This is a genomic window from Chromobacterium alticapitis (genome assembly GCF_002924365.1).
GTDB lineage: Bacteria > Pseudomonadota > Gammaproteobacteria > Burkholderiales > Chromobacteriaceae > Chromobacterium > Chromobacterium alticapitis.
In genome coordinates this window covers 1-19796 of the sequence record NZ_PQWB01000043.1, presented here as the reverse complement: position 1 = coordinate 19796, position 19796 = coordinate 1, and the positions used below count along the sequence as shown (strand labels likewise).

19 protein-coding genes and 1 pseudogene are annotated in these 19796 nt (G+C 62.6%); 11 read left to right on the top strand and 9 right to left on the bottom strand.

The annotated features are described in order from the left end of the window. Nucleotides 1-126 precede the first annotated feature (126 nt). From C2I19_RS11410 to dapA, 6 genes are all read left to right on the top strand, one after another. Nucleotides 127-477: an endonuclease domain-containing protein gene (locus C2I19_RS11410; RefSeq protein ID WP_233201169.1), complete on the top strand. Its 351-nt coding sequence runs from the start codon at nt 127-129 to the stop codon at nt 475-477. A gap of 50 nt (nt 478-527) precedes the next feature. Then, on the top strand, nt 528-1718 hold the full coding sequence (prpF, locus tag C2I19_RS11405) for a 2-methylaconitate cis-trans isomerase PrpF (RefSeq protein ID WP_103902817.1): 1191 nt from the start codon (nt 528-530) through the stop codon (nt 1716-1718). Between the two features lie 199 nt (nt 1719-1917). Then, nucleotides 1918-2268: a cupin domain-containing protein gene (locus C2I19_RS11400; RefSeq protein WP_103902816.1), complete on the top strand. Its 351-nt coding sequence runs from the start codon at nt 1918-1920 to the stop codon at nt 2266-2268. A gap of 230 nt (nt 2269-2498) precedes the next feature. Beyond that, on the top strand, nt 2499-3365 hold the full coding sequence (locus C2I19_RS11395; RefSeq protein WP_103902815.1) for a DMT family transporter: 867 nt from the start codon (nt 2499-2501) through the stop codon (nt 3363-3365). Between the two features lie 60 nt (nt 3366-3425). Next, nucleotides 3426-3815 (top strand): lysozyme inhibitor LprI family protein, encoded by a 390-nt coding sequence (locus C2I19_RS11390; protein ID WP_103902814.1) that lies wholly within the window; start codon nt 3426-3428, stop codon nt 3813-3815. A 75-nt stretch (nt 3816-3890) separates the two neighbouring features. Further along, nucleotides 3891-4793 carry a 4-hydroxy-tetrahydrodipicolinate synthase gene (gene dapA, locus C2I19_RS11385; RefSeq protein ID WP_103902813.1) on the top strand — a complete coding sequence of 301 codons (903 nt, stop codon included), beginning with the start codon at nt 3891-3893 and terminating at the stop codon, nt 4791-4793. An 83-nt stretch (nt 4794-4876) separates the two neighbouring features. On the opposite strand, the gene C2I19_RS11380 is transcribed toward dapA, so the two are convergent. After that, the gene (locus tag C2I19_RS11380; RefSeq protein WP_103902812.1) at nt 4877-5377 is read right to left on the bottom strand and encodes a YajQ family cyclic di-GMP-binding protein; all 501 of its coding nucleotides are present in this window, start codon (nt 5375-5377) and stop codon (nt 4877-4879) included. A gap of 131 nt (nt 5378-5508) precedes the next feature. Between C2I19_RS11380 and C2I19_RS11375 the strand changes: the two genes are divergently transcribed. Further along, complete coding sequence (locus tag C2I19_RS11375) at nt 5509-6144, top strand: LysE family translocator (protein WP_103902811.1); 636 nt, start codon at nt 5509-5511, stop codon at nt 6142-6144. A 41-nt stretch (nt 6145-6185) separates the two neighbouring features. After that, nucleotides 6186-6701 (top strand): DUF1993 domain-containing protein, encoded by a 516-nt coding sequence (locus tag C2I19_RS11370; RefSeq protein WP_103902822.1) that lies wholly within the window; start codon nt 6186-6188, stop codon nt 6699-6701. 48 nt (nt 6702-6749) lie between these two features. Here the strand turns inward: C2I19_RS11370 and C2I19_RS11365 are convergent, their stop codons facing one another. From C2I19_RS11365 to C2I19_RS11345, 5 genes are all read right to left on the bottom strand, one after another. Beyond that, a complete protein-coding gene (locus C2I19_RS11365; protein WP_103902810.1) occupies nt 6750-6953 on the bottom strand; it encodes a DUF2788 domain-containing protein in 204 nt (67 codons plus the stop codon). 4 nt (nt 6954-6957) lie between these two features. Further along, on the bottom strand, nt 6958-7869 hold the full coding sequence (locus C2I19_RS11360; RefSeq protein ID WP_103902809.1) for a DMT family transporter: 912 nt from the start codon (nt 7867-7869) through the stop codon (nt 6958-6960). Between the two features lie 72 nt (nt 7870-7941). After that, complete coding sequence (locus C2I19_RS11355; protein ID WP_103902808.1) at nt 7942-9168, bottom strand: argininosuccinate synthase; 1227 nt, start codon at nt 9166-9168, stop codon at nt 7942-7944. Between the two features lie 47 nt (nt 9169-9215). Continuing rightward, nucleotides 9216-10139 (bottom strand): ornithine carbamoyltransferase, encoded by a 924-nt coding sequence (argF, locus tag C2I19_RS11350; RefSeq protein WP_103902807.1) that lies wholly within the window; start codon nt 10137-10139, stop codon nt 9216-9218. Between the two features lie 190 nt (nt 10140-10329). Further along, nucleotides 10330-12288 (bottom strand): aminotransferase class I/II-fold pyridoxal phosphate-dependent enzyme, encoded by a 1959-nt coding sequence (locus C2I19_RS11345; protein WP_103902806.1) that lies wholly within the window; start codon nt 12286-12288, stop codon nt 10330-10332. Between the two features lie 154 nt (nt 12289-12442). Between C2I19_RS11345 and dinG the strand changes: the two genes are divergently transcribed. The 3 genes and pseudogenes from dinG to C2I19_RS11330 all read left to right on the top strand — a co-directional run bounded on the left by dinG (nt 12443) and on the right by C2I19_RS11330 (nt 16387). Further along, on the top strand, nt 12443-14578 hold the full coding sequence (gene dinG, locus C2I19_RS11340) for an ATP-dependent DNA helicase DinG (protein ID WP_103902821.1): 2136 nt from the start codon (nt 12443-12445) through the stop codon (nt 14576-14578). A 117-nt stretch (nt 14579-14695) separates the two neighbouring features. Continuing rightward, nucleotides 14696-14983, top strand: a pseudogene (locus C2I19_RS11335) (DUF3579 domain-containing protein); the annotation flags it as partial. A 201-nt stretch (nt 14984-15184) separates the two neighbouring features. Beyond that, nucleotides 15185-16387, top strand: coding sequence for a porin (locus tag C2I19_RS11330; protein WP_103902804.1), 1203 nt, complete (start codon nt 15185-15187; stop codon nt 16385-16387). Between the two features lie 98 nt (nt 16388-16485). On the opposite strand, the gene C2I19_RS11325 is transcribed toward C2I19_RS11330, so the two are convergent. From C2I19_RS11325 to C2I19_RS11315, 3 genes are all read right to left on the bottom strand, one after another. After that, nucleotides 16486-17328 carry an endonuclease gene (locus tag C2I19_RS11325; RefSeq protein ID WP_199181152.1) on the bottom strand — a complete coding sequence of 281 codons (843 nt, stop codon included), beginning with the start codon at nt 17326-17328 and terminating at the stop codon, nt 16486-16488. Nucleotides 17329-17440: 112 nt separating this feature from the next. After that, nucleotides 17441-19447 carry a M13 family metallopeptidase gene (locus tag C2I19_RS11320; protein WP_233201168.1) on the bottom strand — a complete coding sequence of 669 codons (2007 nt, stop codon included), beginning with the start codon at nt 19445-19447 and terminating at the stop codon, nt 17441-17443. A 75-nt stretch (nt 19448-19522) separates the two neighbouring features. Next, a partial coding sequence (locus C2I19_RS11315; RefSeq protein WP_146056794.1) for an ExbD/TolR family protein occupies nt 19523-19796 on the bottom strand: 274 nt, incomplete at its 5' end.

The window sequence follows — 19796 nt, the reverse complement described above, 5'->3', positions numbered from 1 at the left end:
TTAAGAACAGGCACAAGCCCACTCCCAACCTCATTACTGAGAATATCGGCATCTACTGCCTATCACGGTAGTCGCCAACGACAACATCAGCAATTTGATAGTCCCTCTCCCCTTGCGGGAGAGGGGTTGGGGAGAGGGGTTCGCCAGCTCGACTTCGCCAAGACACTGCGCCAAAACATGACCGATGCGGAACGGTTGCTATGGAAATATCTGCGCGCTCACCGGTTGAACGGCGAGAAATTCCGCCGCCAACAACCCATCGTCCCCTACATCGTCGATTTCGTCCACTTCGGCGCGCGGCTGATCATAGAGGCCGACGGCGGCCAACATAACGAAAGTCCCGGAGACGCGTTGCGCGAGGCCTGGCTGCAAAAACAAGGCTTCACCATCATGCGCTTCTGGAACCATGACATTCTGCAAAACCAGGACGCTGTCTTTGAAACGATATGGCGGACGCTCAACGCGCAGGCAGAATAAACCTCGCGGCAGCCCGATGCCAACCGACGACATAATAGGAAAACAAGCACATGACTCACGCGGCACAAATCAAGATCCCGGCCACCTATATGCGCGGCGGCACCAGCAAGGGCGTTTTTTTCCGGTTGCAGGACTTGCCGGAAGCCGCCCGCCAGCCCGGCGAGGCCCGAGACAAGCTGCTGCTGCGCGTGATCGGCAGCCCAGATCCTTACGGCAAGCAGATAGACGGCATGGGCGGCGCGACCTCCAGCACCAGCAAAACCGTCATCGTGTCCAAATCCGCGCGCCCAGGCCATGACGTGGACTATCTGTTCGGCCAAGTCAGCATCGACAAGGCCTTCGTCGACTGGACCGGCAACTGCGGCAATTTATCCGCCGCGGTCGGTCCCTTCGCCATCGCCAATGGCCTGATCGACCCCGCGCGCATGCCGGGCAACGGCATCTGCACTGTGCGCATCTGGCAAGCCAATATAGCCAAGACCATCATCGCGCATGTTCCAATTACCAACGGCCAGGTACAGGAAACCGGCGATTTCGAGCTGGACGGCGTCACCTTCCCCGCCGCCGAAGTACAGCTGGAATTCCTGGACCCGGCGGATGAGGGGGATGGAGACGGCGGCGCGATGTTCCCCACCGGCAATCTGGTGGACACACTGGAAGTGCCCGGCGTCGGCGCTTTCCCGGCCACGCTGATCAATGCCGGCATCCCCACCATCTTCGTCAACGCCGCCGACATCGGCTACACCGGCACGGAATTGCAGGACGCGATCAATGCCGACCCGGCCGCGCTGGCGCGCTTTGAAAGCATACGCGCTTACGGCGCGCTGAAAATGGGCCTGATTCAGAATCTGGACGAAATCGCCAGCCGCCAGCACACGCCCAAAATAGCCTTCGTCGCGCCGCCGGCCGACTACGCCGCCTCCAGCGGCAAGCCAGTCAAGGCTGCGGACATCGACGTGCTGGCGCGCGCCATGTCCATGGGCAAGCTGCACCACGCGATGATGGGCACAGCGGCTGTGGCCATAGGCACGGCGGCGGCGGTTCCCGGCACCCTGGTCAACCTGGCGGCGGGCGGCGTCAAGCGACAGGCCGTGCGCTTCGGCCACCCGTCCGGCACCTTGCGCGTGGGCGCGGAGGCCAAGCAGATCCATGGCGCCTGGACCGTCACCAAGGCCATCATGAGCCGCAGCGCGCGCGTGCTGATGGAAGGCTGGGTGAGAGTGCCGGCCGACGCGCTGTAAACACCGGCAAGCGTTTGGTCAAGGGGCGCAGACGCGCCCCTTAAGGCTTTCCACTGTCCAGTCGGCCCGCCGCCGAGCGTTTCCGGCCCTGCGCATGCGATAATGCCAGCAGGCATTCACGCGAGACTCGCGCATCCCGACATCATCCGGCCCGCCGCCGCGTCATGCCTGCCCCGCCATCATCTTGAAAGCGCATCTCATGGACAATACCGCCCCCATCCTGACCTCCTCCTCCGACTGGCACTGGAGCCCCACGCCCTTCCCCGGCGCGGACTTCGTCTGGCTGCGAAGAAACCAGGGCGGCGGAGGCTCGGCGCTGCTGAAGCTGGCTAAGGGCGCGCGCCTGCCGCTGCACCAGCATCCCGGCGCGGAACAGGTATTCGTCACCGCCGGCAAGCTGAAAGTGGGCGAGCATGTGCTGAGCAAGGGAGACCATCTGTTCATAGACGCGAATGTCCCGCACGCGGTGGAGGCGCTGCAGGCCAGCGTCTACCTGACCGTATCCGAAACCGACGGCGTGGAGCTGCTGGAATCCGACGCGCGCGCTTAAGCGCCATGGCGGCCGCTTCTTGCGCGGCCGCGCATCTCCTCCATCGGGACGCGTGTCCTGCCCAGTCGCAGCATCGCCCCACTCACCGCCACGGATCCATCCACCTGGCAGGCGGCGCTTTGTCCCATTCCGGCCACATCCCCCCTCCGCATTTGATGTAACAGCTGGTTTACATGAGATAGTTCCGAGTAAAATATCTCCATATAAAATTAATACTGCTGGATGACATCATGAACAAGCCGATGCTCTACGCCTTTGCCGCCATCGCCATGTGGGCCTCCGTCGCCACGCTCAGCGCCCTCACCCATACCCTGCCGCCATTCTTCGTCGCTGGCATAGGCCTGATGCTGGGCAGCCTGCTGACTATTCGCCGGATCAGCGAATGGAAAGTGCCGCTCAAGGTCTTCGCCAACGGCGTATACGGCATCTTCGGCTTCTATTTCTTCCTGTTCAACGCCTATCGCCTGGCGCCGGTGATGGAAGCCACCGTGCTCAGCTATGTCTGGCCGCTGCTGATGGTGCTGTTGTCGCCGTTGCTGCTGCCGGGCACCCGCCTCGGCGCCAATCACATCCTGGGCAGCCTGATCGGCTTCGCCGGCGCGGCGCTAATCGTCACCGGCGGCAAGCTCTCGCTGTCCATGGACGCGATGCCCGGCTATCTGATGGCCATAGGCGCCGCTGTCGTCTGGGCCACCTACAGCCTGTTTACCCGCCGCCTCCCCGCCAGCTCCGACAACGCCGTAGGCGGCTTTTGCCTCGCCGCCGGCCTGCTGTCGCTGGCCCTGCATGCCGCCACCGAGCCGGCCGCCCACCCCACCGCCATGCAATGGCTGATCATCGTGGTGCTGGGCCTGCTGCCCATGGGCGCCGCCTTCTTGTGCTGGAACCGCGCCATGCAACTAGGCGACCCGCGCCAGACCGGCGCGCTGGGCAACACCACGCCGCTGCTGTCCACGCTGCTGCTGGTGGCCTCCGGCCAGGCCGCGTTGAACGGCAGCGCCGCCATCGCCATCGCCATGATCGTAGGCGGCGCCGCGCTGGGCACGCTGCCAATCGACAAGCTGCGCCTGCCGTGGACGCAACCGCGCCGCGCCTGAGCGCCGCTCCGCGCGTCCGGCGGGCTATAATCGCCGCTCCCCCTTGATTGGAGAGCCTGGATGAAGCCCGCCTATTTCCTGCCGCTGGCGTTGCTCGCCGCCAGCCATGCCGCGTTCGCGGAAGATGATCCCTGCCGGGACGCCAAAACCACGCTCGAGATCAACGACTGCATGCAAAAGCAGTTCGAAGGCAAAGACAAGCTGCTAAACCAGCGCTATCAGGATTTGCTGCAAAAACTGCGTCAGGACGATGCGGAGACTGCCGACAAGGACAAACCCTCGCGGATGCTGATGCAAGCGCAGCGTAAATGGATAGCCTTCCGCGACGCTGACTGCGACGCCAAATACCAGATCTATATCGGCGGCACCATACGCAACGCCGTCTATCTCGGCTGCAAGATAGAGCGCACCGAACAGCGCATCAAGGAGCTGGACCCCGCACTCTGGTAAGCCGCGGGTTTCCGCCCGCGGCCATGCGGCGTATCATTTCGGACTATCTTCAGCCAAAAACAAAAAGGGGCCGACATGGCAAGATACTGGGGCAAGGTGCTGACCGCGATGGTCACGCCCTTCGACGTGGACGCGCGCGTGAATCTGGATATGGCGTGCCGGCTGGCGCGCCGCCTGGCCGATACGGGCAGCGACGCGCTGGTGCTGGCCGCCACTACCGGGGAAGCGCCGACGCTGAGCGATGACGAGCGCTTCGAGCTGATCCGCGCCGTCAGCGAAGCCGTGACCATACCCGTGCTTGCCGGCACCGGCAGCAACGACACTCGCCACGCGCTGGCGCTGACCGCCCGGGCGGAAGCGGCCGGCGCGGCCGGCGTGTTCCTGGTCGCCCCCTACTACAACCGGCCGCCCCAAGCCGGCATTGAGGCGCATTTCCGCGCCTTGGCCGCAGCCACCCAACTGCCGGTCATGCTATACGACGTGCCCGGCCGCACCGGCCGCCGCATCGCTCATGAGGTGCTGCTGCGCCTGTTCCGCGAAATTGACAATATCGTCGCCTTCAAGGACGCCACCGGCGACCCGGCCGCCGCGGCGCGGCTGGTGGCTGAGGCCGGCGACCATTTCGAACTGTATTCCGGCGACGACGCGCTGACCCTGCCGCTGCTGGCCGTCGGCGCCGTAGGCGTGGTGGGCACCTCCACCCACTGGACCGGCCTGGAGTTCGCCGAGATGATAGCCGCCTTCGAACAAGGCGATGTGACCCGCGCCCGCGCCGTCAATGCCGCGCTGCAGCCCTCGTTCGCCTTTTCCAACACGGATGACTCGGTGTTCTCGATGTCGGTCAAGGCCATGCTGCGCAGCCAGGGGCTGGCGGTGGGCGAATGCCGGCTGCCGCTGCCGCCCGCGCCGGCAGGCGTGGAACAGCGTGCCGCGCAGGTCTGGCAAGACCTGCAGGCCTGGCGCGCGCGCCAGCGCTGAAACGCGCCCAGCCGATCAGACCCATCAATAAAAAAGGAGACCGCCAGCGGTCTCCTTTTGCGTCATGCGGCTAAACGCCGGCGTCAATCGCGGAAGTTGTTGAACTGCAGCGGCGCGCCGTTTTCCAAATCATTGGCGATATCCGTCTTCAACAGCGCGATGGCCTCCTGCAACACGTCGCGCTTGGCGCCGGACACGCGCACCGCCTCGCCCTGAATGCTGGCCTGCACCTTCATCTTGGAGTCTTTCAACAGCTTGACGATCTTCTTCGCCAAATCGCTGTCCAGGCCTTCCTTGATCTTCAACACTTTCTTAACCTTGTTGCCGGACACTTTTTCCAGTTTGCCGTAATCCAGGCTGCGCACATCCACCGCGCGCTTGGACAGCTTGCTCACCAGGATGTCGTTGACCTGGTCCAGCTGGAATTCGGTGTCCGCGTGCAGCGTCACTTCCTTGTCGTTGAATTCGATGCGGGCGTCGCTGCCCTTGAAATCGTAGCGGGTGGAGACTTCCTTGTTGGCCTGGTCCAGCGCATTGCGCACTTCCACCTTGTTTACTTCGGAAACGACATCAAAAGACGGCATAAAACAATCCTCATATTGAACCTGCCGAATTCTAGTAGCGCCCCGCTCGCTTGTCACTCGCCGCGGGCATTGCCAAAGCCGGCATAACATGATGTGATCGACGATATTCGCCATTCATACCGGTATTCGCCATGCTCGTCACCCTGCCGCAATTGGCCGCCTTTCTGGCCGCCGCAATGCTGATCACGCTCTCTCCCGGCCCGGACAATCTGATGGTGCTGAGCCAGGGCATCGCGCGCGGCCGCCGCCAGGGCATGGCCTTCGGCTTGGGCTGCGCGATGGGCTGCCTCAATCACACCCTGCTGGCGGCGCTGGGCGTCAGCGCGCTGATCGCCGCTTCGCCGCTGGCTTTCACCGCGCTGAAAATCGCCGGCGGGGCTTATCTGGTTTACCTAGGCTGGGGCGCCATCCGCAGCCCCGGCGCCAGCTTCCGCGCCGACGGCCAAGCCGCCGGCCCGCAAGCCTCGCTGGCCGCCACCTTCCGCCGCGGCCTGATCGCCAATGCCATCAACCCCAAGGTGGTGCTGTTCTTCCTGGCTTTCCTGCCCCAGTTCGTCAATCCGGCGCAAGGCCCGGTCGGCCTGCAAACCGCCATTCTGGGCACGCTATTCACGCTGCAGGGCGCACTGATCTTCGGCGCGCTGGGCTATTTCTCCGGCCATGTCGGCCATTGGCTGGCCAAGAGCCGCAAGGCCAGCCAATGGCTGGACCGCGTCGCCGGTTCCATTTTCATCGCTTTGGGGCTGCGCCTGATTCTGGCGCGCTGAATCCTGCCGGCAGGATGCCGGCTCGCAAAAAGGAGCAAGACATGCCGTTCGATGTATATCACGCTTCCGTCCCCGTCCTGCTGCGCGGCCTGGACAACTTGTCCGCCATCCTGCGCAAGGCAGAAGAAGACGCCGTCGCGCGCGGCATCGCGCCGGAAACGTTTCTGCAGGCCAGGCTGGCGCCGGACATGTTCCCGCTGCAACGCCAAGTCCAGATCGTCAGCGATACCGCCAAGGGTTGCGCGGCCAGGCTGGCCGGCGCGGAAGTGCCCAGCTATGCGGATGACGAACAGGGATTCGATGAATTGCGGCAACGGCTGGCCAAGACTTCGGCCTTCATCCTGAGCCTGCGCCCCGAACAGATGGAAAACGGCGAGGAGCGGGAGATCACGCTGAAGCTGCGCGGCAACGAGGTCCGCTTCCGCGGCCAGGACTATCTATGCGCCTTCGCCCTGCCCAACTTCTATTTCCACCTTGCGGCCGCGTACGCCATTCTGCGCCACAACGGCGTGCCGCTGGGCAAGGCGGATTATCTCGGCGAACTGCCCTTGAGCTGACCCTGCGCGGCGGCCCCCTGCTCCGGCGCGGGCAGCCGCCGCTCGCGGCTATTTACTCAGCAAATACTCCACCAGCACACTCTTGAACAAGAAGCCGGTCACGCCGAATCCCAACGCCAGGAACAGGACGAACATGCCAAGCTTGCCCGCTTTGGATTGTTTGCCCAGGTCCCAGATGATGAAGCCCATGAACAGGATAAGGCCGGTCAGGCAGACCGCCATCGAAATATTGGTGAATTGCTCTTCGGACACCTTGTCATTCCTTGTGCGCCCGGTTCTGTCGGCCAGGCTTGCTCGATAAAGGCGCGCGGCCGCCGCGCAACACCAGCGCCACGCCCGCCGCAGCCGTAACGATACCCCCCAGCGCAGCCGCGCTCAAGCGCTCGTCGAACAGCCACCAGGCCTGGACCACCGTCAGGCCCGGCACCAGGTAGAGATAGGCCGCCACCCGGCCGACATCGCCGTCGCGCAGCATGCGCATCAATAACAGCACCGCCAGCACCGACAACATCAGCACGCTCCAGCCCAGCGCGAAAATAAAGGTCCCGTTCCAGGCCACCGCCTGGCCGCGCTCGAACGACAGCGCCAGCGCGCCCGTCACCGCGAAAGCCGCCAGATATTGGTGAAAGGCGCCCGTCAGCGGATGCGCGCCGCCGCCCCGATATTTCTGGTACAAGGTGCCGCCGGTGATCAGCAGCAAGCCGGCCGCAGCGAAAGCCGCTCCGGCGCCGCCTGCCAATGCGATGCCCTTGCTGCCGGCTATCACGAGCGCCGTGCCGGCCAAACCCAGCCCCAGGCCCAGCCATTGCGCGGCGCGAAAGCGCTGTCCGCCAAAACGCCAGGACAAAAGCGCGGTCAACAAGGGCTGCATGCCCATGATCAAGGCCGCCAGCCCGGCCGGCACGCCCAGCTTGATCGCGGCGAACAAACAGCCCAAATAGCCGCCATGCAGCATGCCGCCGCTGATCCACTGCCGCCGGGCCTGCGCCTGCTCAGGCCAAGCCGGACGCAGAACGGCAGCCAGAATGGCGAAACACAGCAAAGCCAGCCCCATGCGCATGGCCAGGAAGGTGAACGGCCCGCAATACGGCAAGCCCAGCTTGGCCCCGGTAAAGCCCGTGCTCCATAAAGCGACGAAAACCCACGGAATCCATGCATTTGCCCGCATGTGCCCCCTCAATCCTTTAAAGAACGAAAAATGGCGGCCGACGGCCGCCATGTTCAGATCAAACTCCCCGCCTCAGCCGCGCTTGTTCCGCGCATTGGCGGCGATGCGCATCCGCAGCGCGTTCAGGCGGATGAAGCCAGCCGCATCGGCGTGGTTGTAGGCGCCGCCGTCTTCATCGAAGGTCGCGATGGTCGGATCGAACAACGAATCGGTCTTGGATTCGCGGCCGACGACGATCACATTGCCCTTGTACAGCTTCAGCCGCACCCAACCGTTCACCGTAGCCTGGGACGCGTCTATCATTTGCTGCAGCATGACGCGCTCCGGGCTCCACCAGTAGCCGGTGTAGATCAGCTGCGCGTACTTTGGCATCAGCTCATCCTTCAAGTGGGCCACTTCGCGATCCAGCGTGATGGATTCGATGGCGCGGTGCGCCTTCAGCATGATGGTGCCGCCCGGCGTTTCATAGCAGCCGCGAGACTTCATGCCCACGTAGCGGTTCTCGACGATGTCCAGCCGGCCGATGCCGTGCTTGTTGCCCAGGCGGTTCAGTTCGGTCAACACCGCAGCCGGGCTCAGCAGCGCGCCGTTGACGGCGACGATGTCGCCGTTCTTGTACTCCAGCTCCACGTATTCGGCCTGATCCGGCGCGTTTTCCGGACTGACGCTCCACAACCACATATCTTCGTCCGGCTCGCGCGCCGGATCTTCCAGCGAAGTGCCCTCATAGGAGATGTGCAGCAGATTGGCATCCATCGAGTACGGGCTGCCGCCGTTCTTCTTCTTGCTGATGTCGATGCCGTGGGCCTCAGCGTAAGCGAGCAGCTTCTCGCGCGACAGCAGATCCCACTCGCGCCACGGCGCGATCACCTTCACATCCGGCTTCAGCGCGTAATAGCCCAGCTCGAAACGCACCTGGTCGTTGCCCTTGCCGGTGGCGCCGTGCGACACCGCGTCAGCGCCCACCTGGTTGGCGATTTCGATCTGGCGCTTGGCAATCAGCGGCCGGGCGATGGAGGTGCCCAGCAGGTATTCGCCTTCATAAATGGTGTTGGCGCGGAACATCGGGAAGACGAAGTCGCGCACAAACTCTTCACGCAGATCTTCGATGAAGATGTTGTCCGGCTGGATGCCGAGCGACACCGCCTTCTGACGGGCCGGCTCCACTTCCTCGCCCTGGCCGATGTCGGCGGTGAAGGTCACCACTTCGCACTTGTACTCGTCCTGCAGCCACTTCAGGATGACCGAGGTATCCAGACCGCCGGAGTACGCCAAAACCACTTTTTTGATGTCAGACATTGCTTCTCTTTCCACACATTGTTTGTTTATCGGCTGCCGGGCGGGACTCAGTCCTCGCGATGTCCCAGCAACAGAAATTCGATCAGGGCTTTCTGGACGTGCATGCGGTTTTCCGCCTCGTCCCACACCACGCTTTGCGGGCCGTCTATCACCTCTGCCGCCACTTCTTCGCCGCGGTGGGCGGGCAGGCAGTGCATGAACAGCGCGTCAGGCTTGGCGTGCTTCATCAGCTCAGGCGTCACCTGGTAGCCGGCGAAGGCCTCCCGCCGCGCCGCCTGTTCCGCCTCGTAACCCATGCTGGTGAACACGTCGGTGGTGACGATGTCCGCGCCGTGAACCGCGCGCGCCGGATCCTGCGTCAACTCCAGCACGTCGGAACCATAATGGCGGCCATCCAGCGGCTGCAGCTCGTAGCCCAGCGGCGACGCCACCTTCAGCTTGAAGCCCAGCACGGACGCCGCCTGCAGCCAGGTGCGGCAGACATTGTTGCCGTCGCCTATCCAGGCTACGGTCTTGCCCTTGATCGAACCGTGCCGCTCCACATAGGTGAAGATGTCGGCCAGAATCTGGCACGGATGGTATTCGTTGGTCAGGCCATTGATCACCGGCACCCGCGAATGCGCGGCCAAACGCTCCACCAGCGGCTGCTCGAAAGTCCGGATCATGATGATGTCGCTCATGCGGGACAGCACGCGCGCGGTGTCCTCTATGGGTTCGCCGCGGCCGATCTGCGAGCTCTTGGCATCCAGGAACATCGCGTGGCCGCCCAGCTGCGCCATGCCGGCCTCGAACGAAACGCGGGTGCGCGTGGAATTCTTTTCGAACACCATGGACATCACCTTGCCGACCAGCGGCCGGTACAGCTCGCCGGCGCTTTGTCGTCGCTTCAGGACTCTGCTTCGCTCGAACAGCTGATGGTATTCGTCGGCAGTGAAGTCGCTGAATTGCAGGTAATGCCTAGGGGACGTCATGATGCTCCAATCAAAAAAAGAGGCCGCTGCGCGTGCAACACCGAGAGGTGGTTTCATGCGCAACGGCACATTTCTACACGCTAGTCTCAAGTCACTTTACAAATGCCGCACCTCCATGAGAACACGGGCATGTTTTATAGAAATGCGACATTTCTTATATTTATCGGAAATCGCACTGTCTGACAAGCACTCAGTTGAATAGGCTGCGTCCAGGCAGCTCCGCCCACTCGTCCGGACGCAGCACGCGCAGGTAGAATTCGCCGCCATCCTCGGCCAAACCATGCATTTCTATGGTTTTCTGCGTTTTTTGCAGCCGCGCCAGATAGGCCAGAATGGTGTCGTCTATCACCTGCCCCGGCACCAGCACCGGAATGCCCGGCGGATACGGCACGATCTGGTCGCAGCATACCCGGCCGCACAGCGCCGGATTCGGCCGTCCGTCGTCATCCAGCAGCGGCAGCCGCTCGCCGGCCTCGTAGAAGGCGTCGCGCGGCAGACAGGCCAGCCGCGTGAAGCGCGGGATTTCCGGCATGCGCCCCAGCGCGCGCGGCGGGCGGTTTTCCTTGGCCAGCCGCAGCATGGCGTCGTACAGCCGGGACAGCTTGCTGCGCGTGGTGCCCAAGGTCAGCAACAGCGTGATGGTGCTGAACGTGGACTTCTCCACCTGGATGTTGTAGCGCTCGAACAGCGCCTGCTGCAGCTCGTCCGCGGTGAAGCCGGAACGGCTGAAGTCCACGGTCAGCTTGGTCGGGTCCAGCCGGATGCCGTCTTCCCTCACCTCTTCCGGCAGCAGGTCTTCCAGTTCCAGCACCCGGAAAGCGCCGGTGGAGTTGATTTTTTCGCGCAACTCCTGCGCCAGCTTCAGCGTGCGGTCCAGCAGCCGGTAGCCCTCCATCACCGCCTGCTTGCGCGCCACGTCCAGGCTGGCGATCAGGTTGTATTGCGGGCTGGTGGACGCGTGCATATTGAAGTTTTCGCGGAACAGATGCTCGTCGAAGCGCGGATCGTTGACATGAATCATGCTGGCCTGCGAGAACGCCGACAGCACTTTGTGCGTGCTCTGCGTGACGTAGTCGGCGCCGGACTCCAGCGCCGTGGGGCGGAAGGCCGGATGGAAGCGCGCGAAGCCGTACCAGGCCTCGTCCACGATCACCTTGATGCCCTTCTCGTGCGCGGCCTCGATGATGGGCTTCAGGTCATAGCGCAGACCATCGTAGGTGCAAGAGGTCAGGATCAACACGCGCGCGTCCGGATTTTCGTCTATCGCCTGGAAAATGGTGGCCTTGGGCACCGGACCGAAGATGCCGTACTGGCGGTTGATGGACGAATCCAGATACACCGGCCGCGCGCCGGACAGGATCACGCCGTGATGCACGGATTTGTGGCAGTTGCGGTCCAGCAGCAGCTTGTCGCCCGGCGCCAGCAGGGTCTGGAAGATCACCTTGTTGGAGGTGGACGTGCCATTGGTGGCGAAGTAGGTCTTGCGCGCGCCGAAGGCCTTGGCCGCCAGCATTTGCGCCTCGGCGATGACGCCGGTCGGATGCAACAGCGAATCCAGCATGGGCACCGATACCGACAAGTCCGCCCGCAGCAGATGTTCGCCGACGAAATCGTGGAAATCGCCCACCCAGGGGCTGCCCTTCAGCGAATCGCCGCCGGAGTGGCCCGGCGTGTGCCAGGAGTCCTTGGCCATGCGCACGTATTGCTTGAGCTTGTCGTAGAACGGCGTGGCGGACTTTTCCGCCAGCTCGGCCGCGAGAATGCGGAACCAGCCGTTGAAATCAGCCTCGTCGCGGTAGAAATAGCCGTCCACGGCATGGCTGGCCAGCTCCTCCACCAGGGCGCGTTCGTCGTCGTTCTGCAGGAAAACGTAGAGCGAAATCTCCGGGCGGAAATCGCTGATGCGGTTGGCCAACTGAGCCGCGGCTTCGCCGTTGGCGGTCCCCTTCAGTTGGCGGTCAACCAGCACCACCTGCAGTTCGCCGTCGCGGGCAAGCAACTCCATGGTCTCCGCCGTGGTATTGGCGGCGACGAAGGTCAGGCCAAACGGATTCTCCAGCCGCACGGCGGCGGCCCCCAGCCCGGCCATGACCTCGGCTTGCCAAGTCACATCATCGCTGACCACGAGTACGCGGCTAACGGGTTTCATGATGGTTTCTCCTGATTGTGTATGCGGCGCATATTGTTTTGGGTTCGGGGTCTGTCCGGCCATGCGCGTTTTTTTATTAGCCCTATCCTATCCGCAACCTGCCGCCGCCGTCATTATGCGGACGCACATTGCCCGCATGCGGTACAATCGCGCCATGCTGACCGATGCCGAAAAAGACGCCATTCGCGACCATTACCGCGCCATTTCCGACCGCCTGCCGGGCTTCCGCCCGCGCGCCGCGCAAAGGCGCATGTTGGCCGAAATCGCCAACACCCTCGCCCGCGCCCGCGCCCGCGCCCAGGAGAAGGTGGACGACGAGTGGCCGGAGCGCGAGGGCGAAAGCATCGCCGTGATCGAAGGCCCCACCGGCGTCGGCAAGAGCCTGGCCTATTTGCTGGCCGGCGGCGTAATGGCGCGCGCGCGCGGCAAAAAACTGGTGGTCACCAGCGCCACCGTGGCGCTGCAGGAACAGCTGGTCAACCGCGACCTGCCCTTCGTGGTGGAAAACAGCGGCCTGCCGCTGACCTTCGCGCTGGCCAAGGGCCGCGGCCGCTACCTGTGCCCGTACCGCTTGTACGGCCTCACCGCCCAACACGCGCAACAGAGCCTGTTGCAGCCGGACCCGATGATGGCGCTGTGGGACCACAAGCCGGAACAGGCCGAACTGGATGCGCTGAGCGCGATGGCGGACGCCTTCCACCAGCGCAAATGGAACGGCGACCGCGACAGCTGGGAAACCATAGTGGAAGACGGCCTGTGGGCGCGCGTCACCAATGACCGCCACGGCTGCCTGAAAACCGCCTGCCCGAATCGCGTGGAATGCCCGTTCTACCTGGCGCGCGACACGCTGGAAAACGTGGACGTGGTCGTCGCCAACCATGATTTGATGCTGGCGGACGTTTCCATGGGCGGCGGCATCATCCTGCCCTCGCCCGAGGAAAGCTTTTACTGCATAGACGAGGCGCACCATCTGGCGAAAAAGGCCGTCAATCAGTTCGCCGCCGAGCACTCGCTGGGCCAGGCGCTGGGCTGGCTGGACAAGGTGGGCGCCGTAGTCGTCCATGCAGAGGCCCATACCGGCAAGGCCGAGCTGGCCAGCAATGCGATAGACTCCGCCGCCGCCTGCGTGGAAACGCTGACCGAATGGCAATGGCTGCTGGGCAGCGAAGACGCGCTGGCCGCCAGCAGCGACAACCTGGAACCGAGCTGGCTAATTGAAGACGGCGTGCTGCCGGAGCGGCTGAAGGCCTCCGCCGCCAATATGGCCATTTCCGCCCGCGCGCTGAGCAAACAGCTGGACGACATGGGCAATGCGCTGTCCGAGGCGCGCAAGGACAAGAGCGGCGACGCCGACCTCGACAAGACCGCCACCGAGCTGGGCTTCCTGATCGGCCGCGCGGAGCAGTTGATGGCGGTGTGGGATTTGTTCGATACCGAAACCGCGGAAAACGCGCCGCCCATCGCCAAGTGGATCACCCGCCGAGCCGAAGGCAAGGGCGACTATCTGTTCTCGGCCTCGCCGGTCAGCGCCGCCGCCAGCCTGGCCGCCACGCTGTGGCGCCGCGCCGCCGGCGCCATCCTCACCTCCGCCACCTTGCGCTCGCTGGGCGATTTCGAACTGCTGCTGTCGCAAACCGGCCTGAAGTGGCTGCCCAAGGTCAACTGCCTGGCGCTGGATTCGCCGTTCAATTTCGACGAACAAGGCGAGCTGTACCTGCCGCCGCTGCTGGCCAGCCCCAAAGACCCGGGCGGCCACACCCGCGAGATCATCGAATGGCTGCCCAAGCTGGTCGACCTGACAGAGCCGGTCGGCACGCTGGTGCTGTTCTCGTCTCGCAAGCAAATGCAGGAAGTGGCCGCCGGCCTGCCGGCCGAGCTGCGCGACAGGCTGCTGATTCAGGGCGACATCCCCAAGCGGACGCTGCTGGACACCCACCATCAACGGTTGAAGGACCAGCAGGCCAGCGTGATCTTCGGCCTGGATTCGTTCTCGGAAGGGCTGGACCTGCCCGGCGAGAGCTGCGTCCACGTGATCATCGCCAAGCTGCCGTTCGCCATGCCGGACGACCCGGTGGGAAAGACGCTGTCGCGCTGGATTGAAAAACGCGGCGGCAACCCTTTCATCGAGCTGACCGTGCCAGAGGCGTCCATCAAACTCGTGCAGGCGGTAGGCCGCCTGATCAGAACCGAACGCGACTATGGCCGGGTGACCATATTGGATAACCGATTGACGCGGCAAAGCTACGGCAAGAAGCTGCTCGCCTCGCTCCCCCCATTCAAGCGCATATGATTTTCAGGTATGATCACGAAAAATTCGCATTAGCAAATAGCGTCTGCCTGAAAAATACGTCTTAGCAGCCTAGACAAAACAGGCTACACCAAAAGCAAACATACTGGTTCCACCGCCATGATCTGTAATCCGTACGAAATCGTGATCCAGGGCCTCACCACCGAGGGCCGCACCTTCCGCCCCAGCGACTGGGCGGAACGGCTGGCCGGCATCCTGGCCTCCTTCGACACCAACCAGAAACTGTCTTACCATGCCTTCGTCCGCCCCATGCTGCTGGAAGGCGTGCGCTGCGTGGCGGTGGACAAGAAGCTGGAAAAAATCCACCCGCAAATCTTCCAGTTCCTGATGGCCTTCGCCAAAGACAATGACCTTCGAGTAGTCGATTGTCGGACACTAATTGACGAAGTCTACCCGAACAAGTTTTTGGCATAAGCGCAACAGGCGTGTCATTCCCGCCACTATTTTTGCTTGTTTGGAAACAAGTTTGTCATATTCTGTGGTTAAACTCACACAAGTTGTGAAGCAAAAGCGTCCAGCACACACTGATGGGCACTGAAACTTCACTGCTTCACCACTAGAAACGCAGACTTGACTTGGAGTTCCATCATGCAAAAGAAGAATCTGGCAGCTTTGGTTGCTTCGCTGTTCCTCGTTCCGGTTGCGGCACACGCCGACGTCACCATCTACGGTTTCCTGAGCGCCGGCATTGAATCCGCCAAGGCTACCGGCAACGGCAACTCGGCCAACGACTACACCTCGCGCACCCGCGTTTCCGATTACAACTCCCGCATCGGCTTCAAGGGCTGGGAAGACCTGGGCAACGGCACCAAGGCAATCTGGCAAGTGGAAAGCAGCCTGCGCAACTTCGAGCAAGGCGGCACTGACGACAAGGGCAACGCCGCCACCTTGGGCACCCGCAACACCTTCGTCGGCATCGACAACGCCGACTTCGGTAAGGTTCTGGTTGGCCAATACGACTCCGCCTACAAGACTCTGTCCGGCAGCGGCAGCAGCGCCTTGGCCATCGACGTGATGACCAATACCACCGCCGACAACTTCGGCAAAACTTCCGTCAACGGCCGCGGCGAAGCCCGCCTGGCCAACTCCATCCACTGGTACTCCCCGAATTGGTCCGGCTTCCAGCTGGGCGCATCTTGGGGAGTGGATGAAGCTCGTCTTCAAGACAACAACAACAATTCCGCAACCGATGCCAAACGGCTTTCCCTGGGCCTTGCCTATAACTGGGGCGCTCTGAACCTGAGCACCGGCTGGGACCGTCGCTATGACACAGCCGTGAAAGCCAACACCAACTCCATCTATAACGGCGCAGGCAACACCCCGCCGGATGCCAATGGCACGTCCGGCAAGAACACAACTATGTTCAACATCGCCGGCAGCTATAAGTTTGACTTTGGCACCTATATCGGCGGCTACTACGAGTGGGCCACCTACGACCAAGTCGTTAGCGGCCAAGTGAAGCAGGACGACTGGCAGATCGCACTCGGCCAGGACTTTGGCGCTGCTTCGGTCAAGCTGGCTTACGGCCAATTGGGCGCGCTGAAGAGCGTCGGCGCCGGCGTTAACGGCGATGACTTCAAGGCTAAGCAGTGGATTCTGGGCGGCACCTACAACCTGTCCAAAACCACTCAGCTGTTGGCCTACTACACCAAGATCACCAACAACGCCAAGTCCTCCGCCAACTTCGCGAACGACCCGGTTTACGACAGCAATCTGGGCAATGGCAAAGCCAGCCTGACCGCCGGCAACAGCCCGCAAGCCGTCGGCTTCGGTCTGAAGGTAGCGTTCTAAGCCTTATCCGAAGCTTGTTCGCCAAAACGCCACGGCATGCCGTGGCGTTTTTTCATGCTTGCAAACCTACACGGCTCACCAGGAACGGCCACCAGGCATCAAGCGCAGACCCGCGCCAAAGCCTCTGGCTGCGACACCAGGAAATTGCCCTCGCCCTGCCATTGCATGACGCGCTTGTTGCGCTGGCGTTCCCATTCATCGACCGGGTATTGCCTGGCCCAGGCGCACATCAATTGCTTGTCCTGCCGGCTCATGCGCAAGCCATAGCGCTGGTGCATATAGAGCGTGATTCGCGCCGCGGCGCCTCTCACCTCCTCGCGCGGCTGGAAGCGCTTCAGCTGGAAATCGACAATGGACTGGCACTGGCCGTAGATAGGCCGCGGATGGATCTCCCATGCGCCGTACGAGAAATTCGCCCGGTCTCCGTTCACCTCGCCCACCGCCGGCACCAAGTTGTTCAAATCGCCTTCCGCCATCCGGAACAAGGGATCCGTACTTGCGCAGTGCTTGCGGCCGCCCTGCTGCCAGCACTGCCGCTGATGACCCAGCGCCCAGGCCGGCACCACGTGCTCCCACTCGATGCGGCTGGCTCGCGTTTCAGACTTGCGCGGCTGATAGCCGCAGGAGGCCCAGTCCACAGCCTTGCCCTGGTAACGGCAGCCGCAGTAAAAGTCCACCTCCATACCGGCATACAGTTTGGGCAAGATACGCTTGGCCGCCGGGAAATCGCGATGCCCCACCTCCTTGCCGCCCACCAGCGGCAAGGCCTTGACCTCGCGCGGCGCCGCCGCCGGCGCTTCGTCCGCGCGCTTGCCGAAGAAAGCCTCGCCCAGAGCCGCCAGTTGCTTGACCTCGCCTGACTGGGCGATTTTCTGCGCATCGCGCCAATCGCAGGCCGTCAGACCTAGCGTGCTTAAAATCAGGAATATCGGTATACGCATTAGCCGAAGTGTAAGCACTGAAGCTAAAAGCGACAATAACATTGCCAAAATATCCCAAATGAAAAACCCGCGCAGCAAGCCGCGCGGGTTCGTTCATTTCACTTCAAACCGCTTACCAGATGCGAATGCGCTGCTCTTCCGGCTTGAACATCTTGTCGCCCGGCTTGACATCAAAAGCATGCTGGAACGCGTCGCTATTGGAAGTCGCTCCTATCGCGCGGAAAGCCTCCGGCGAGTGCGGATCGGAAACCAGCCGCGACAGCAGCTCCTCGTCCCGCATCTTGCCGCGCCAGATCTGGGAGAAACCATAGAAGAAACGCTGATCGCCGGACATGCCGTCTATCGCTGGCGCCGGCTTGCCATCCAGAGACAACTGATACGCCTTGTAGGCGATCTGCAGCCCCGCGTTGTCGGCGATATTCTCGCCCAAGGTCAGCTGGCCGTTGATATGCTTGCCTGGCAGCGGCTCATAAGCCGCGTACTGCGCGACCAGCCGGCTCGTCAGCGCATGAAAGCTGGCCTTGTCTTCCTTGGTCCACCAGTCCCGCAGATTGCCATCCGCATCGTACTGACTGCCCTGATCATCAAAGCCATGGCTGATTTCATGGCCGATCACCGAGCCGATGCCGCCGTAGTTGGCCGCGTCGTCCGCCGCCATATTGAAGAATGGCGGCTGCAGAATGGCGGCGGGGAACACGATTTCATTCTGGCTGGGATTGTAATAAGCGTTCACCGTCTGCGGCGTCATGCCCCATTCCGTGCGATCAACAGGCTTGCCCAGGTGGGACAGCTGCCATTCGTATTCGAAGCGATTGGAACGCTTAACGTTGCCGACCAAATCGTCAACTTGCGGCTCCAGGCCGGCATAATCGCGCCAATGGTCCGGATAGCCTATCTTCAGCATGTATTTGGACAGTTTGTATTGAGCCGCCTTCTTGGTCTCCGGCCCCATCCAGCTCAGACTATCTATGCTCTGGCCATAGGCCTTCATCAGATTGCTTACCAGCTCCTGCATTTTGCGCTTGTTTTCCGGCGGGAAATATTTGGCCACATACTGCTGACCCAGCGCCTCGCCCAGAGACGACTCCACCAGTTGCACGCCGCGCTTCCAGCGCGGACGCTGCTCCTTCGCGCCAGACAAGGCCTTGCCGTAGAAGTCGAAGCGGGCATCGACCATCGCCTTGTTCAGATACGGCGCATAGCCGTCCAGCGTGTGCGCGGTCAGATAATCCTGCCAGTTCAGCAGCGGCTCCTTCTGCAGCAGCTTGGCCAGTCCGGCCACATAATCCGGCTGCGCCACATTGATCTCGGCCGAACCGGGCAGGCCTGCGGCGGCGAAGAAGCCAGTCCAGTCGACTTTGGGCGCCAGCTTGGCCAAATGCGCCGGCGTCATCTTGTTGTAGGTCTTTTGCGGATCGCGATTTTCCACGCGGCTGCGCTGCAGCTGGGCCAACTTGGTTTCCAGCGCCATCACGCGCTTCGCCCGCTTTTCCGGCTGAGCGTAGCCGGCCTGCCGGAACAACTTGACCAGATAGGCGCCGTAGGCGTCGCGCGCCTTGGCGAAGCGCGCATCCTTGCCCAGATAATAATCGCGATCCGGCATGGCCAGACCGCTCTGATACAGTTCCGGCAAATAGGCCGTGGCGTTCTTCGCGTCTATGCCAATGTACAGACCGATGGGCAGCTTGACATTGCCCGCCTGCCAGCTTCCCAGCAAACGGACCAGCTCCCCGCGGCTGGACAACATGGTGATGGCTTTCAGATCGGGTTCGATGGGCTGCAAGCCCCTCCGCTCCGCCGCGGCCTCATTCATGAAGCTGGCGTACATGGCGCCGATTTTCCGCTCATTGCCGCTCGCATCCTTGGCGGCGGCAGCCGTCTCGATCAAGCCTCGGCCGCGCTCATCGCTCAGATCTCGCAGCTCCTTGAAGGCGCCGTCCCAGGACTCGCTGGCCGGAATCTCGTGCGTATCCAGCCACTTGCCGTTCACCGCCAGGTAGATGTCGTCCTGCGGCCGCACCTGGGAATTAAAATTAGCCGTATCGATGCCGGACACGCCATGCGCCCAGACTTGGCCTGCCAGCAGCAAGGACAGCGCCAACGCTTTCATTTTCATCATCATGATTCCCCAACGTTCATCGCGAAAAGAAAGGCAGCCCATGGCTGCCTTTCCGTTCAGATCAATACGACCCGCTTACTGCACGAACTGTTCCGACCCCACGATGCCGAGCTTGGTCAGACCCAGACGCTGCGACTCCGCCAGCACCATCGCCACCGGCTCGTAACTCGCGTCCTTGTTCGGCTTGATGTGCAGCTCCGGCTGCGGATCCGCCTTCCCCGCCGCCGACAGCTTCGCCTCCAGCGCCTCCCGGCCCGGCAAACGCTCACCGTTCCACAGCACCGCGTTGTCCGGCGTGATGTCGATCTGCACCACCGCCGGTTTCACCAACGGCTTGGACGGCGCGTTC